This window comes from Paenibacillus sp. 01T442 (assembly GCF_056398345.1).
Genome location: NZ_JBFTPF010000005.1, coordinates 225,378 through 240,454 on the forward strand (window position 1 = coordinate 225,378; position 15,077 = coordinate 240,454).

Annotated in this window: 13 protein-coding genes and 1 other annotated feature; of the genes, 11 read left to right on the plus strand and 2 right to left on the minus strand. The window is 47.6% G+C overall.

All coding sequences use genetic code 11. From position 1 onward, the window contains the following. The first annotated feature begins 11 nt into the window (after window positions 1–11). Together AC1DLM_RS07540 and AC1DLM_RS07545 are read left to right on the plus strand one after the other, a co-directional pair. The gene (locus tag AC1DLM_RS07540) at window positions 12–1,169 is read left to right on the plus strand and encodes a Ger(x)C family spore germination protein (RefSeq protein WP_477569591.1); all 1,158 of its coding nucleotides are present in this window, start codon (window positions 12–14) and stop codon (window positions 1,167–1,169) included. Between the two features lie 16 nt (window positions 1,170–1,185). Next, window positions 1,186–2,295, plus strand: a complete 1,110-nt coding sequence (locus AC1DLM_RS07545; protein WP_477569592.1) for a GerAB/ArcD/ProY family transporter — start codon at window positions 1,186–1,188, stop codon at window positions 2,293–2,295. Between the two features lie 312 nt (window positions 2,296–2,607). Here AC1DLM_RS07545 and ku read toward each other — a convergent pair whose 3' ends face one another. Continuing rightward, window positions 2,608–3,426, minus strand: coding sequence for a non-homologous end joining protein Ku (ku, locus tag AC1DLM_RS07550; RefSeq protein WP_477569593.1), 819 nt, complete (start codon window positions 3,424–3,426; stop codon window positions 2,608–2,610). Between the two features lie 157 nt (window positions 3,427–3,583). Between ku and AC1DLM_RS07555 the strand changes: the two genes are divergently transcribed. From AC1DLM_RS07555 to AC1DLM_RS07590, 8 genes are all read left to right on the plus strand, one after another. Further along, window positions 3,584–3,769 (plus strand): hypothetical protein, encoded by a 186-nt coding sequence (locus AC1DLM_RS07555; RefSeq protein ID WP_056608512.1) that lies wholly within the window; start codon window positions 3,584–3,586, stop codon window positions 3,767–3,769. Further along, window positions 3,766–3,948: a small, acid-soluble spore protein, H family gene (locus AC1DLM_RS07560; protein ID WP_441988333.1), complete on the plus strand. Its 183-nt coding sequence runs from the start codon at window positions 3,766–3,768 to the stop codon at window positions 3,946–3,948. The genes AC1DLM_RS07555 and AC1DLM_RS07560 overlap by 4 nt, the downstream gene beginning before the upstream one ends. Before the next feature lie 613 nt (window positions 3,949–4,561). After that, on the plus strand, window positions 4,562–5,815 hold the full coding sequence (ltrA, locus tag AC1DLM_RS07565; protein WP_441988419.1) for a group II intron reverse transcriptase/maturase: 1,254 nt from the start codon (window positions 4,562–4,564) through the stop codon (window positions 5,813–5,815). A 171-nt stretch (window positions 5,816–5,986) separates the two neighbouring features. Then, window positions 5,987–6,493 carry a tRNA (adenosine(37)-N6)-threonylcarbamoyltransferase complex ATPase subunit type 1 TsaE gene (gene tsaE, locus AC1DLM_RS07570; RefSeq protein ID WP_441988334.1) on the plus strand — a complete coding sequence of 169 codons (507 nt, stop codon included), beginning with the start codon at window positions 5,987–5,989 and terminating at the stop codon, window positions 6,491–6,493. After that, window positions 6,474–7,313 carry a tRNA (adenosine(37)-N6)-threonylcarbamoyltransferase complex dimerization subunit type 1 TsaB gene (gene tsaB / locus AC1DLM_RS07575; protein ID WP_477569594.1) on the plus strand — a complete coding sequence of 280 codons (840 nt, stop codon included), beginning with the start codon at window positions 6,474–6,476 and terminating at the stop codon, window positions 7,311–7,313. Before tsaE ends, tsaB begins: the two co-directional genes overlap by 20 nt. After that, window positions 7,286–7,789: a ribosomal protein S18-alanine N-acetyltransferase gene (gene rimI, locus AC1DLM_RS07580; RefSeq protein ID WP_171632509.1), complete on the plus strand. Its 504-nt coding sequence runs from the start codon at window positions 7,286–7,288 to the stop codon at window positions 7,787–7,789. The genes tsaB and rimI overlap by 28 nt, the downstream gene beginning before the upstream one ends. Window positions 7,790–7,811: 22 nt before the next feature. Beyond that, on the plus strand, window positions 7,812–8,846 hold the full coding sequence (gene tsaD / locus AC1DLM_RS07585; protein ID WP_477569595.1) for a tRNA (adenosine(37)-N6)-threonylcarbamoyltransferase complex transferase subunit TsaD: 1,035 nt from the start codon (window positions 7,812–7,814) through the stop codon (window positions 8,844–8,846). A gap of 379 nt (window positions 8,847–9,225) precedes the next feature. Then, window positions 9,226–9,477: a binding site (T-box leader), on the plus strand. 637 nt (window positions 9,478–10,114) lie between these two features. Continuing rightward, window positions 10,115–11,692 carry a 2-isopropylmalate synthase gene (locus AC1DLM_RS07590; RefSeq protein ID WP_477569596.1) on the plus strand — a complete coding sequence of 526 codons (1,578 nt, stop codon included), beginning with the start codon at window positions 10,115–10,117 and terminating at the stop codon, window positions 11,690–11,692. Between the two features lie 544 nt (window positions 11,693–12,236). Here the strand turns inward: AC1DLM_RS07590 and AC1DLM_RS07595 are convergent. Next, window positions 12,237–14,192 carry an ABC-F family ATP-binding cassette domain-containing protein gene (locus AC1DLM_RS07595; RefSeq protein WP_477569597.1) on the minus strand — a complete coding sequence of 652 codons (1,956 nt, stop codon included), beginning with the start codon at window positions 14,190–14,192 and terminating at the stop codon, window positions 12,237–12,239. Between the two features lie 239 nt (window positions 14,193–14,431). Between AC1DLM_RS07595 and AC1DLM_RS07600 the strand changes: the two genes are divergently transcribed. After that, window positions 14,432–15,064, plus strand: coding sequence for a 5-formyltetrahydrofolate cyclo-ligase (locus AC1DLM_RS07600; protein WP_441988338.1), 633 nt, complete (start codon window positions 14,432–14,434; stop codon window positions 15,062–15,064). Window positions 15,065–15,077: the final 13 nt, after the last annotated feature.

Genomic DNA, 15,077 nt, shown 5'->3' on the forward strand with positions numbered 1-15,077 from the left:
AGTGGCTAGCTATGAGGTTATTTGTATCTGTTCCAGTCATTTCACTGTGCGTCCTTCTCTTATCTGGTTGTTGGGATCGTGTTGAGGTGAACGATATGGCTTTTATCATAGCCGCTGGAATCGACAAGCTCACGGAGGATGAAATTGAAGTGACCGTTCAAGTGTTCATACCCAATCCGGCTGCTTCTTCGGGAGAAGGAGGGACCGGGCAAGGCAATGTGTACACGATTTCGTCCAAAGGAAGCTCCATGCCTGATGCGTTATCGGAATTGCAAAAGAAATTTCCACGTTATTTCTCTTGGAGTCATGCCAAAGCTTACTTCTTTGGAGAAGAATTGGCACGGAGCRGGATGTTTGATGATTTCGATTTCTTATTCAGGGATATTCAACCACGGGAACAGGCTAATTTCTTTGTAAGCAGAGGAACAGCTAAGGAAATGTTAGATGCGCAGAATGATCCGAATACCTATGAAACCTTAATTAAACTTTCGCAGAAGCCATTGATTCAGTCTGCTACCATGCATGATATCGAGGACTTGTTGAGTGGGGAATCCGGTGCCTTCCTACTGCCGGTTGCGAATAAGAGTAAAATGATCACGAATCAAGTTAAAAAAACGATCCTGACCGTAGAAGGAATGTCGGTGATTAAAGAGGGGAAACTAGCTTGTTTCCTAACCCGAGATGAACAAATGGGGATTCGATTGTTGATTCATGAAGATCTTGGTCGTAATATAACGCTCACTGAACATGAAGCGGGTGGGAAAGTCGTGATCAAGATCATTAACACGGATCTTCATTTGCATCCTTCGATTGAGAACGGTATTTGGAAAATGACCGTACAATTGAAATTAGAAGCGGATGTCGTTCAAAACTCGACCGCGCTGCTCCTCGCTAACGGCTCTGACAATATGAGAAAGTTAGAAGAGCCATTCGATAAGAAGATCAAGGGAATTTTGAGAGATACGTTGCAACAGTTACAACATGATCAAAAGGCGGACGTACTCGGCTTTGCAAGGGCTTTTCATAAAAAATATCCACGGGAATGGAAGCAAGCCAAGGCGAATTGGAGCACCATCTTTCCAACGATGGACGTTCAGCTGGAAGTGAAAAGTACCATACAGAGACCAGGTATATCGAATTTTCCTTCCATGACCGGTCAGCAGAGATAGATAGGTGGGGTCATCAATGAGTGATATGGCATTATCAAATCGGCAAATATTCTGGATGATGGTTAGCATGCAAATTATTATGACGATCCTACTCACGATTGCTCCTGCAGCACAAATTGCTAAACAGGATGCGTGGATTTCCATTCTACTCGCGACAGTAGCAGGGACGCTCATTGCTTATATATGTGGCAAACTTAGTACGATGTTCCCTGGGTTGACCATAGTCGAGTATAATCGCATTCTGCTTGGTAAATGGTTGGGGGGCTTAATTTCAGCCCTCTTCATCCTAGTGTGGCTTGTCATACTTACCGTGATTTTGAGACAATTCAGCTTATTCATTACAGGGACCATTATGCCGAAGACTCCTCTCTATGTCATCCAAATATCGATGCTTCTTGTCGTCTTGTACCCTACCTTGCATGGTGTTGGTGTGTTGGCACGTATTTGTGAAGTTACAGGGCCGATTATCTTACTTTGCGTGTTGGGCCCAATGTTTCTAAGTATTAATCAATTGAAGTGGGATCGGCTGCTTCCGATTTACTTAGATAATGACATGATGATCCTGATGAAAGGAGCGCTTCCGACAGCTGCGTTCTTAGGAGATTGCATTATGATTATGATGTTGATCGCTTTTGTGGATAAGCGGAAGAATACCGTTAGATATGCGATAAGCGGGGTTATGCTCACAGGTGTACTTACGGTGCTATCGATAATCGTCAGCATCCTGATGTTCGGTCCTCATGTCGCTGCTGGTTATCCCTATCCTATGCTTATGATCGTCCGTTCCATATCCATTGGCGGTATTATTGAAAATCTGGATGCGATTGTCGTTACGATCTGGATCATGAGTATATTCACCAAATTGGCGCTGTATTTATTTGTAGCGAGTTATGGAACGTCACAACTGCTCGGCATCAGGAATTGGAAGATCGTCACCTGGATTACCGCTATCGTTGTGATGCTATTAACCTTCATACCTTTGAATTATGAGGAGATAACGATTATATTCCCTAAGGAAATAGCTGCTCATTTCATTTTTCCTATTTTTATGGTCATATTGCCTGTGGTTCTGCTTATGCTGGCGCTGATGAGGAGTAGGAGGCTGAAAATGGCTTCTCGGGGATGAGTTGTTTGGTGAGCGGAGAAGTGTAGATGGGAATTGATTGGAGTAGGGAATGAGGGGTAGTTAAGAATTTAACTGGATTTTCTGATGTTAATTTGATCGAAAATGATGAATTTATCAACATAACTGGGTTTCCTACAGCTAATTTCGGAGAAATGTAAGGAATTGATCCAACCAGCAAGAATTAACATCAGGAAATCCAGCTAATTGAAAAATCGGGCGGATTTGTTCGAAATTAGCTGTAGTTTTTACAGTCAACTCAACTCAACTCAACTCAACTCAACTCAACTCAACTCAACTCAACTCTCAACCCCCTCAGAACTCGGTTACGGAGGCATCCGCGCCAAGCGTTATTTTGCCATCGGACGGTTTCGTCGCGTTCAAGCTGGCTTGAAGTGCAGACATAAGATCGATGACGCTTGTTTTCTGCATCTGCGGTGCGGTTTGGATTTCTTCACCCGCCACTTTGTGCTCAATCGCGTCGAGTAGGCGGGCGCGGTACTCATCCTTATACTTCTCGGGTTCGAAAGGGGTGGAGAGCTGATTGATCAGCATTTTCGCCATCTCCATCTCCCGCTCATTCACGGTAACCTTCTCGGGAAGGTTAGGCACTTGCGAAATCGGACGAATTTCATCCGGATAGAAGATGGTTTCCATGGCAAGGCAATTTTCAATGACGCGGATGGCGGCTAGCGAGCTTTTGGAGCGGATGGACACCTTGGCGATACCGATTTTCCCCGTCTGGCGCATGGAATCAAGCAGCAGCATATAGGCACCAGCGCCTGTATCACCGGGGCCGAGGTAGTAAGTCTTTTGAAAATACACAGGGTCAATATCCGTTAAATTTACGAAGTCCAAAATCTTAATTTCCTTGTTCGCCTCGCCGGAGATTTCCTCCAGCTCATCTTTTTCAAAAAGAATAAAACGCCCGGGTTCAAACTCGTACCCTTTCGAAATTTCCTCCCACTCTACTTCCTTCTCGCAAGTCTGGCACTTTCGGACATAGGATAGCGGGGTAATACACGTTTTGTGAATATAGCGCATAGAGATATCTTTATCCTCTGTGGCTGAGAACATTTTAACAGGAACATGAACAAGCCCGAAGCTGATCGCGCCTTTCCACACGGTATGCATCGATGTAATTCCTCCCCAACATACATAATTGTACTAGTATTCTCTTGATACGTTACCTTTATACGGCAGGTAGTTAAGAGAATGGTTAGAGGGGAGTTTGGAGAGTTTATAAATGCAACATGATAACCCAAATAGCGAACCTAAGGAGGGATTACGGATGGCATCAGAATCAAATCTGTCGCAAGACACGAACAATGAAGATAGGGACGATTGTTATATGGACATTGATCGAATGATTAATGAGGGGCTTGGAGGCGGTAACGTCACCATGCAGGGTGGCTTAATTGAACACTCAACCACGGATACGATGGATTATCCGGAATCCGTACTGGATGAACCATGAATGTTCACCGTGCTCAGGAAATTTTAGCTGCAGATGAGAAAATTGAAGTGGATCTGAACGGTCTGGCTGTCTGGATTGACAGTGTAGACTCGGGGAAAGGCCTAGTCAAAGTACATGCGGAAGGCAATCCCGCAGATGCTCGGCTCGTCCCAGCTAGGGAGCTTGAAGAGGTACACTAAAGGTCCGCATGGGCAAAACAAGCCTTCTCCGATAGGGTATCGGGGAGGCTTTTTCTGTGCGCCCAGCATGGGCGCTATCTCTAGGGTTCAAGTCCCGAATGGTGAAGGCAGTAGTAGCCATAGCTTAAGGCAAGGGTGTCCATCGTGAGGTGGAATCTGAAGGAAGCCGGCGGCAAATCTCCGGTCTGAGGAACACGAACTCCATATAAGGCTAGCGTATGTTGGGTGAGACTGCAGAACAAGTTAAAGCCCTTACTGCCGAAGGCGTACGAGAGTAGATGGAGCAGATAGATGGAGAGGAAGATAGCGTTCTTACCTGGGGAGATCTGTACGGAACGCAAAGCTAACTTTGTAAACTTGTATGTGAATACAGGCTGAACGTACAGAAGTCAGCAGAAGCCATAGTACGTAAGGTGTTGCAACGCCTCGCGGAAGGGCTGAACATGAAGTAGGTATTTGTACATCAAGGCGTTCAGAGTGAGTAATGAAAGCAGAAAATCCGAAGGGACTTGTCTGAAGAAGGAAACGGTGAATCCGTGGGGGGCTTCGGAAGGGCAGAATTCATCTCTGGCACAAGAGGAAAGTGCAAATCACGTAAAGAGAGGTAAAAAAAATGTTGGAGCAATTACTGTCGCGGGAAAATCTTCTACAAGCGTTAAAGCGTGTTGAAAGCAATAAGGGAAGCCATGGCGTAGATGGAATGTCCGTAAAATCCTTACGTGAACACATCAAACAAAACTGGCAGACAATACGGCAAGAAATAGAAACCTACCTACCGAGTCCTGTTCGTCGGGTCGAAATCCCGAAACCGAATGGCGGGACGCGGATGTTAGGCATACCTACCGTGACAGACCGACTGATCCAACAAGCAATTGCTCAGGTACTAACACCGTTGTTCGATCCACAGTTTTCCGAACATAGTTACGGGTTTCGCCCGAAAAGGCGAGGACACGATGCAGTGGAGAAGGCTAAAGTGTATATGACAGAGGGATACCGATTCGTCGTCGATCTTGATCTAGAAAAGTTCTTCGATCGTGTTCATCACGACAGGCTCATGATGAAACTTGCCTCAAGAGTAAAGGACAAGAAAGTTCTTCTACTCATACGGAAGTATCTACAAGCAGGTGTAATGGAGGATGGTTTGGTTAAACCGTCTGCGGAAGGAACGCCACAAGGCGGTCCGTTAAGTCCATTGTTATCCAACATTGTACTTGACGAATTAGACCAAGAGCTAGAGAAGCGTGGACACCGCTTCGTACGTTATGCGGACGACTGCAACATCTACGTGAAAACTAAAAGAGAGGGCGAACGAGTCAAGGCATCCGTATCCCAATTCATTGAAGTCAAGCTGAAACTTAAAGTGAACCAAGCCAAGAGTGCGGTGGATCGTCCTTGGAAACGTAAGTTTCTTGGATTTAGTTTTAGTGTGAACAAACAACCGAAAGTAAGGATTGCCAATCAATCTTTGCAGAAAGCTAAGGCACGAATTCGAGAGATAACCTCTCGGAAGAAGCCGATGAAGATGGAGCAGCGAATAAAAGAACTAAACCAGTATCTCATAGGGTGGTGCGGTTATTTCTCGCTTGCGGATACGCCAAGTATTCTGAAGGATATGGACAAATGGATTCGAAGAAGACTACGAATGTGTCTTTGGAAACAATGGAAGTCACCTAAAACCAAAGTAAAAAGGCTGTTATCTCTAGGGATTCCTAAAGATAAAGCATTTGAATGGGGAAATACCCGAAAAGGGTATTGGCGTATTGCAAGTAGTCCAATATTAACCCGAGCATTGGATAACCAATATTGGGAATTCAACGGTTTGAAGAGTCTATTGGACAGATACAACTTATTACGGAATATTTCATGAACCGCCGTATACCGAACGGTACGTACGGTGGTGTGAGAGGTCGGGGACTAGCCGTCCCCTCCTACTCGATCAATTCCGTATGCCCCGAGGGGAGCTTTTCTCAACGACAGGTTGCTGTCACCTGCTAGCGAGGACTATAATAGAAAAAGCACGCGCACGCGGAAGAAAGGGATGAGATCATTGGCTCAATCCACATTTAAGTTTCATTCTGAGCATGAAGCAGATACGGATAAACTGGGAACTCTATTATCAACGTATCTACAGCCAGGAACGGTCTTAACATTAGATGGAGATTTGGGTGCTGGCAAAACGAGATTCTCGCAAGGATTCGCCAGAGCGATGGGGATTTCGGAGCACGTAAACTCACCTACATTTACCATTATCAAAGAATACGAGGGAGCTGGACTCCCCTTCTACCATATGGATATGTATCGCATTTCGCAAGAGGAAGCAGATGAGTTGGGATTAGAGGACTATTTCTATGGGGCAGGTGTTACCCTGATTGAATGGTCGAGTTTAATTGAGGATCTGCTGCCACCTGATAGGTTAAGTATTACGATCACCCAAGAGGTTGATCAAACCCGCGTATTTCACTTGATTCCACACGGTTCGCCGTATGAGAGCTGGTGTGTACAGATGAAGGAGAACGGACATTTACATGACGGAACGGATAACTAATACGKGGCGATGCTTAGCGATCGATACCTCTACATCGGCAATGACAGTTGCTATATTGGAAAATGGACACCTGCTCGGGGAAATGAGCTCCCATGCAGAACGGAACCATTCTCTGGGATTGCTTCCCCACATTCAAGATTTGCTAGCTCGCTTAGGCATGAAGCCGAGAGATCTGCGCTCGGTTGCCGCCGGCCAAGGGCCAGGCTCGTATACAGGCGTGCGGATTGCTGTTTCTGTAGCCAAAACATTTGCGTGGTCGTTAGGACTTGACTTGATCGGCGTCTCTAGTTTGGAAGCTATGGCTATTGGTGGTTCTGTACAGAACGACTATATAGAAACTGGTTTAACATGGGTTGTTCCTCTGATGGATGGGAGGCGTAAGCAGGCCTTTACGGCTGTGTATGCTTTTGAAGGGACGACAGCAATTACGGCAACAAGAGAACCGGATGCAACTTGGCATGAAGTATTGCCTGATGGTATTCGAGTTATTGGAGCGTGGACGGAGCAGATTCTCTCGCAAGCTAGTCGTTTAGCTCCTGATCACATACTGTTCGTCGGTGAGACAGCAGGCTTTGCGGCTGAATTGGAGCAGTTTACGAAGGATTTTGCTGGTCATGTGAGCATAGTTCCCTATGGGATTGAAGCCGAGTATATTGGCTTGCTAGCTAATCCAAGATTAGCGCGGGGCGAGAAGTCAGACGTTCATTCGTTTGTACCGAATTACACAAGGCTTCCAGAAGCGGAAGCGAATCTGCTGGCTGGTCTGCAGACGAAGAAAGGGGATCTGTTATCATGGAACAAAGACAGCCGCATGCCATAGAAAATTCATTGGTATTCCGCTCAATGACCATGGAAGACATTCCTTTTATTGTCGAGATCGAGCAGGAGGCGTTCACGACACCTTGGACACGAGGTGCGTTTGAGAATGAGCTGACGAACAACCAGTTTGCGCATTATATGATTATGGACATCGATGGGGAAGTCGCGGGTTATGGCGGCATGTGGCTCATTATGGAGGAAGCACATGTCACGAACATCGCTGTAAAAGATACCTATCGCGGTCGCAAGCTAGGAGAAAGACTCCTGCGCGAGTTGATGAAAACATCCGCTTTCCTTGGTGCCATCCGCATCACTCTGGAAGTGAGAACTTCGAACTACGTGGCGCAAAATCTATACGAGAAACTAGGTTTTCGCTCCGTTGGTGTGCGTAGAGGGTATTATACAGATAATCGCGAGGACGCTGTCGTTATGTGGGCGGATCTGCCCAATCGTAGAAAGGATAGTCTCAAAGACTGAGGCTTTCAAATAGGTGAATAGTGTGAGTAGTGAACAAGAGGTAACAAAATCAGTTTATATTCTCGCCATTGAAACGAGTTGCGATGAGACTTCCGTGGCCATTGTTGAAAATGGGAAAATCATTCGCTCGAATGTGATTTCCAGCCAGATCGAAACGCACCAACGCTATGGCGGCGTTGTGCCGGAGGTGGCTTCCCGGAAGCATGTGGAGTCAATCACATGGATGCTGGAGGAAGCTGTTACAGAAGCGGGCGTCTCGCTCCATGAGCTCTCCGCCATTGCCGTAACCGAAGGCCCCGGATTGATCGGGGCCCTGCTCGTTGGCGTCGTCGCGGGCAAAGCGCTCGCTTGCGCCTTAGACCTCCCGCTGATTGGTGTTCACCATATCGCGGGACATATCTACGCCAACCAGCTCGTGCATGAGCTGGTGTATCCTTCGATTTCGCTCGTCGTGTCCGGCGGACACACCGAGCTCATTCTGCTCGAAGGCCCCGGCCAGTTCCGTATCATCGGGCGCACGCGCGATGATGCGGCCGGCGAAGCCTACGATAAAATTGCCCGGGCAATGGGATTGCCTTACCCGGGCGGCCCCCACGTGGATCGGCTTGCTCAGGAAGCCGATTCCGAGATCAAAATGCCTCGCTCCTGGCTCGAGGCAGATTCCTACGACTTCAGCTTTAGCGGATTGAAATCCGCGGTGCTGAATGTCGTCAACCAGAGCAAGATGCGCGGCGAAACCGTTCAGGTCGCGCAGATTGCCAAGGGCTTCCAAGCATCCGTCATCGACGTGCTTGTGGAGAAGGCAAGTCGCGCCGTGAAGGAATACGGCGCGAAACAGCTTTTGCTCGCGGGCGGAGTCGCCGCGAACAAGGGGCTGCGCAGCAGGCTCGCCGAGCGATGCGAGCAGCTGGGTGTGCCGCTGCTGGTGCCGCCGCACCGGCTCTGCACGGACAATGCGGCGATGATTGGCGCCGCCGCTTTCTTGAAGTGGGACAAGCAGGAGTTCGACTCCATGGAGTTGAAAGYCGAGCCTCAGCTCAAACTGGAAGAGTGGTAAATTAGTCGTACAGTCTCCTCCCTTTTGATTACTTCTGTGAGGGCGGGCGAAGGACTTCTTGATGTGATTAGTTAGAAAAAAACGAACTAAATTAAATCTAGTAGACCCCGATGATGGTGTAGTTCGATTTCGCCGAACTATTAAGCCGATTTTCGGGGTAACTGCTGTTTTAGGGCATTTTAAGTTGGTGAATTCCAACTAATGCCGTTAATCTCCTCCAACGGTCGTAAATAAGCAGGGAAAATCGAACTAATTCGACTTCTGCTCAAATACCTTACTTGCTTCCGGAGCATTTCTATCAGGTGATCGAATAAAAATAATTTTCTGATAAGTGTATTGACTTTGGAAAAAGTGCATATTATAATCACAATCAATACTTTCAAACGCAACGAACGGGAATAGTAAGGCAAGATTAGTTTCGCTCAGAGAGCTGTGCATGTGGTGAAAGCACAGACGAAACGTCACCTGAACTCGCCCGGGAGCGGTAGGACTGATTAGGATGCCAAGGATCCAGCACCCAAGTAGGTCTTGACGGTTGACCCCCGTGATCAGGTACATGAGTGGTTTCGAGTGTAACAGCTCGGATCAATTAGAGTGGTACCGCGGAAGGTTCAAGCCTGTCGTCTCTTTTATAGAGATGGCAGGCTTTTTTGGTTGTTCTGAAACAAATGTAAACTAGGCAAACACATATAATAACGCGATGAACAAGAGTAGTAAGGGCACCATGTCTCTGGTACAGAAAGCTGCGGGTTGATGCGACGCAGACCGAGAACGCCCCGAACTCGCTTGGAAGCGGTCATCTTGATCGGCTGGCAACAGCTGTTAGGGATGGACGGATGACCTCCGTGATCGGGTGATGTAGCGAGCAGTTTGCTGGCTATATCTGAGGTGGGCTCCTTAACGGAGTCAACAAGAGTGGTACCGCGCTGGGTGAAGACCCGTCGTCTCTTATGTGGAGATGACGGGTCTTTTTGTCGTCTGTTGGAAAGTGTGCTGCAGCCGCTTTTTACACAGATTCGCAAGTCACTTMCCACCTATCTCACGCTGTAACAGTGAAATTCGCGCTTACAGCACAGAAAATCTATCACATCCGACCAATTCCAGGCTGTAACGCTGAAAAACACGCTTACAGCATCAAGTAACTCGCCAATTGCCCGAATTCACCGCTGTAATAGTGAAATTCACGCTTCCAGCATCATAGTCGCTCAATATCTGATCCCCACGCAAAATAAACATCGCCTTCGGGCATACCTTAGGAGGAATTAACCATGGAAAACAACACAAATACGAATCGACGCATTCGCATTTTTGATACAACACTTCGCGATGGTGAGCAAGCGCCGGGCGCATCCCTCTACCCAGAGGAGAAAATTCGCATCGCAAGACAGCTTGCTCTTATGGGCATTGACACCATTGAGCCGGGCTTCCCAATCTCAAGTCCTGGCGATTTCCAAGCCGTGCAGCAGATTTCACGCGAGCTGCAAGGTGTTGAGATCTGCGGCTTCGCTCGCGCTGTAAAAGCCGACATTGATGCAGCGGTCAATGCTACGCAGGACGCGGCATCCCGACGTATTCACATGTTCCTGTCCTCGTCGGACATCCACCTGGATTTTCAGCTACGCAAATCGCGCCAGCAGGTGGTCGAGATGGCTCGCGCCATGGTCGGCTATGCGAAGCAATTCGTCGACCGGATCGAGTTTTCACCGATGGATGCGACGCGCACGGGAGATGAGTTCCTTTTTGAAGTGCTGGAAGCTGTCATCGCGGAGGGTGCAACGATACTTAACATCCCCGACACAGTGGGCTATGCGCTTCCTGAAGAGTATGGCGCGATGTTCCGAAGAGTGCGCCAAAGTGTAAGAGGCGGCGATACGGTCGAGTATAGCGCCCACTGTCATAATGATCTGGGTCTTGCTGTTGCCAACAGCCTTGCGGCTATTGCGGCAGGTGTTACGCATGTGGAGGTAACGGTGAACGGTGTCGGCGAGCGTGCTGGTAACTGTTCACTTGAGGAGCTAGTCATGGCGATTGAGACGCGGAAGCATTCGATGGGCGTGGAAACGGGCATCGTGACGAGTGAGATTTTTAACACATCCAAAATGGTCAGCCGCATCATGGGCTTCCCGATTGCGTACAACAAACCGATTGTCGGCCGGAATGCTTTCCAGCACGAGGCGGGCATCCATCAAGATGGACTTCTGAAGAACCGCAATACGTATGAAATTATGGATCCAGAAAAACTGGGCATCCCTCGCTCCATGATTATCCTTGGCAAGCACTCAGGCCGCCATGCACTGAAGCATCGTGTTGGCCAGTTTGGCATCGAGCTTACAGGCGAGGAACTGGATACACTTTATACGCGTTTTAAAGAAAAAGCTGATGAGCAGAAAATGGTCACTGATGACCAACTGATGGAGCTTGTAGGCAGCACGGTTGATGGGCAAATGGAGCCATTTACACTGTCTCATATGCAGGTTATATCAAGCAGTGATCGCAATCGTGTTGCTTCCGTTTCGGTCAGAAATAATCAGACGGGCACAGAGAGTGTTTACTCCGGCACAGGGGAAGGCCCAATCGAAGCTATCGTACACTGTCTGCAACAAGCGATCCCGATGGAGGTAGAGTTCTCGGACCTTGAGCTGCACTCGTTGTCCACAGGCGAGAAAGCGACTGGTGAAGCTGAGGTCACGATCTCCGTTGGCGGTCAAACTTACAAGAACACAGGGATCGACCAAGATGTCCTTGTTGCGGTAGCCAAGGCGTTCATATCGGCCTGCAATCAAGCCATTCGGATGCAAAATAGCGTGACGTCCGATGGAGCGGAGACGGTCATTACAGCTTCGTAATCGACAGATTCTGACCGTGTTACCTAAATTGTAAGAAAACTTAGATATATACACACCTTGTGAGCAAGGTTATGCACACCCCCTGTGTACAATGTGTATAACTTGAAGAAAACCCGAGATATCAGCCTTTTTAGAGTACGTGTAAGAGGGATAACTTTTTCATAAAAAAGTGTGGGTAATGTGGATAACTTTGTGGAAAAATAGTGGAAAGACTGATGGGGGGCGGAAAACGCCTCCCTTTTTCTGTGGATAACGTTGTGTATAACAAAATAAGGTTCCAGAAAGAACCGTTTAAATTATCGGAACAATTCGTCATTATTTTTTTGTGTATAAGAGGGTTCTAGGAAGTGAGGATGAAAGCTTTCGGAGTAGATTTTCAGGAAATTTCAAGACAAAGTAGTGGATATCTGCTGTTCCTGTGGGTAACTTTGAACATTTTGTGAACTTGTCCACAGGACGGCAATATAAACCTCCCCGCACAGATCCAGTCGAACAAAAAAAGTCCACGTCACCGGACGTGACCCGGACGTGAACCCCTTCTATTTTAAGCCAATAAAACTTCCCATTCCTCATAACAAGCTGTCAGTGAACTCTTACGCTTATCGACCTCAGCCGTTTTCTCCTGGACAAGCATATAGTCGTTGTACACAGCAGGATCAGCAAGCTCAGCCTCCAGAGCTGTCACTTCTTCTTCAAGTCGAGCAATATCCAGCTCTAGCTGTTCTAGTTTCCGCTGACGACTGCGTTCCTCACGCTTGGCCAACTTGTCCGCCTCGTAACTGCCACCACTAGCAGGCTCTGCTTTCACCGCAGCAACGGAAGATGCACTTCCGGCAGATTTCTTCTCCGCCTCTTTGGCGAGACGCGTCGCTTCCATTTCAGCAAGCTCCGCTTTTTTCTCTACATAGTCGTCATAGTTGCCGAGATAGCTCGTTAAGCCATCCTTTTGCAGATCGAGCATGCTCTCTKCCATTTTATTAAGGAAATAACGGTCATGAGAGATGAATAACAAGGTGCCCTCGTAATCCATCAAGGCTGACTCCAACACTTCTTTACTATATAAATCCAGATGGTTGGTAGGCTCATCGAGAATCAATACGTTGGCCTTCTGAAGCATGAGCTTAGCGAGGGAGACACGGGCTTTTTCCCCACCGCTTAATGCAGCAATTTTCTTGAATACGTCCTCGCCGCTGAAAAGAAAGCTGCCAAGCACCGTGCGAATACGCGCTTCTTCCAAATGGGGATACGTGTTCCACACTTCCTCCAACACGTTGTTGGATGGATTCAAACCTTTCTGCTCTTGATCGTAATAGCCGATCGTGACACCAGCACCCCATTTGAACGTTCCAGCGTCTTGCTTGTGGGCACCGATTAAGGTTTTGAGCAGGGTGGATTTCCCGACCCCGTTAGGTCCAATAAGTGCAGCAGTTTCGGAACGGCGAAGTTGGAACGAGACACCGTCGAGAAGGCGATTTCGGCCATCGTAAGAAAGTGAAAGACGGTCTACTTGCAACACTTCTTTCCCAGAGGTTTGCTCGATTTCGAAAGAGAAGGAGGCACGTTTCAAATCGCCCATCGGCTTATCCAAACGGTCCATTTTATCCAACTGCTTACGACGGGACTGCGCCCTCTTGGTTGTTGAAGCACGTACAATGTTGCGCTGCACGAAATCCTCTAATTTCGAGATTTCTTCCTGCTGCTTTTCAAACTGTTTTAATTCAATTTCATAGTTCGCTTCTTTAATCTCGATAAAACGGGAATAATTGCCCGTATACCGTTTGGATGCATGGCGTTCAATTTCATAAATCGACGTTACCAACGCATCAAGGAAATAACGGTCATGTGATACGACGAGAATAGCGCCAGGATAGCCGCGCAGATAGCTTTCGAGCCACGTCAATGTGGCGATGTCCAAATGGTTGGTAGGCTCATCGAGCATAAGCAGATCGGGTTCTTCCAGCAGCATTTTAGCTAGAGCCAATCTAGTCTTCTGCCCTCCGCTGAGGGTGTTGACCAGGGTCTCTGGGGCGAACTGTCCGAAGCCCATCCCGTGCAAAATGCCGCGAATCTTAGCCTCGATTTCATAGCCGCCATGCTCACGAAACCATTCGGAGCGCAGCGCATACCGATTCATGGTGGTTTCATACTTTTTCTCATCGGAGATGAGGGCAGGGTCAGCCATCAAAGCTTCCAGTTCTCGGAGCTCGCGCTCTGTTTCCAATAATGCATGGAACACGCTCAATAGCTCATTCCAGATGGATTTGTCAGTGTTAAGTCCGCTGTTTTGCTTTAAATAGCCGATCTTGGTTTCCTTTGCTTTGAAAAGATCACCGCTATCATAGGACATCTCACCCGCGATGATTTGCAGAAGGGTAGACTTCCCTGCGCCATTAACCCCGACGAGCCCGATGCGTTCCCGATTTTCAATTTGAAGCGTTATATTAGAGAGTACGGAGCGTACCCCATAGCTTTTGGAAATGTTAGAAACTTGTAATAGCATGTTGCTGCTACCTCCTGCGTTTTAGATACATATTAATGTAAGAACCTAGTTAAGTTGACCTTCAGTCGCTGTTTCAATCCCATCAAATCATTAGTATACACGAAGAATGAGGGCAACGCCTGCTTAATTTAGACAGGAAATATAGGCCATTCGGCGGGGTCTCTGGTACGAGTATAGTTTTTTACTTTATTTATGTTAAAATGGGGGAAACCACTCCTCGCTAGGAAGGGCTGTAGCTTATGATGAACATCCGAGAGCGGAAAATAGAATTACGCAAGGAAATGGAAATACGACGTGCTTCGATTGTCGCCGAGATCCGGGATGAGAAGCAACAACTAATCAACCAAAGAATGGTGAAGCTATGTTCGGATAAGCTGTTTGAACAGGGGCAAATACCGTCCAATTCTCAGCCTACGCTGATGAGCTATATGCCATTTCGTTCTGAACCCGACGTTGCGCCATTAATGGAATGGTGCTGGCAGCAGGGAATTCGTGTGCTGATACCGAAAGTAGTGGCAGATACGAAAACGATGAACTTGCACATCATAAGCCGTTATGAGGACCTCGAAAGTGGTGCTTATGGGATTAGAGAGCCGCGGAGTGATGTTCCCGTTGAACATGATTTGGGCACGATCTCCATGATTGTGGTACCTGGTTTAGCCTTTGATCTGGATTTCGGTCGGCTAGGTTATGGCGGTGGCTTCTATGATCGCTTTATGCAGTTATTCGCTGCGCGCGGTTTGAAAAGGCCTTTTGCAGTTGCAGCTGCTTTCGATAATCAATTGATTCCTGCTGTTCCTTCTTCTTGGCATGATTTCCGAGTGGATGGCATCGTAACCGAAAGTAAGATGGTGTTCAAAACAGAAACCTAATATAGAGGTGATT

Bases quoted from the DNA above. Each gene is read 5' to 3' on its own strand.
- AC1DLM_RS07545 (WP_477569592.1), top strand. From the start codon at position 1,186: ATGAGTGATATGGCATTATCAAATCGGCAAATATTCTGGATGATGGTT.
- ku (WP_477569593.1), bottom strand. From the start codon at position 3,426: ATGCATACCGTGTGGAAAGGCGCGATCAGCTTCGGGCTTGTTCATGTT.
- AC1DLM_RS07555 (WP_056608512.1), top strand. From the start codon at position 3,584: ATGGCATCAGAATCAAATCTGTCGCAAGACACGAACAATGAAGATAGG.
- AC1DLM_RS07560 (WP_441988333.1), top strand. From the start codon at position 3,766: ATGAATGTTCACCGTGCTCAGGAAATTTTAGCTGCAGATGAGAAAATT.
- ltrA (WP_441988419.1), top strand. From the start codon at position 4,562: ATGTTGGAGCAATTACTGTCGCGGGAAAATCTTCTACAAGCGTTAAAG.
- tsaE (WP_441988334.1), top strand. From the start codon at position 5,987: ATGAGATCATTGGCTCAATCCACATTTAAGTTTCATTCTGAGCATGAA.
- rimI (WP_171632509.1), top strand. From the start codon at position 7,286: ATGGAACAAAGACAGCCGCATGCCATAGAAAATTCATTGGTATTCCGC.
- AC1DLM_RS07590 (WP_477569596.1), top strand. From the start codon at position 10,115: ATGGAAAACAACACAAATACGAATCGACGCATTCGCATTTTTGATACA.
- AC1DLM_RS07600 (WP_441988338.1), top strand. From the start codon at position 14,432: ATGATGAACATCCGAGAGCGGAAAATAGAATTACGCAAGGAAATGGAA.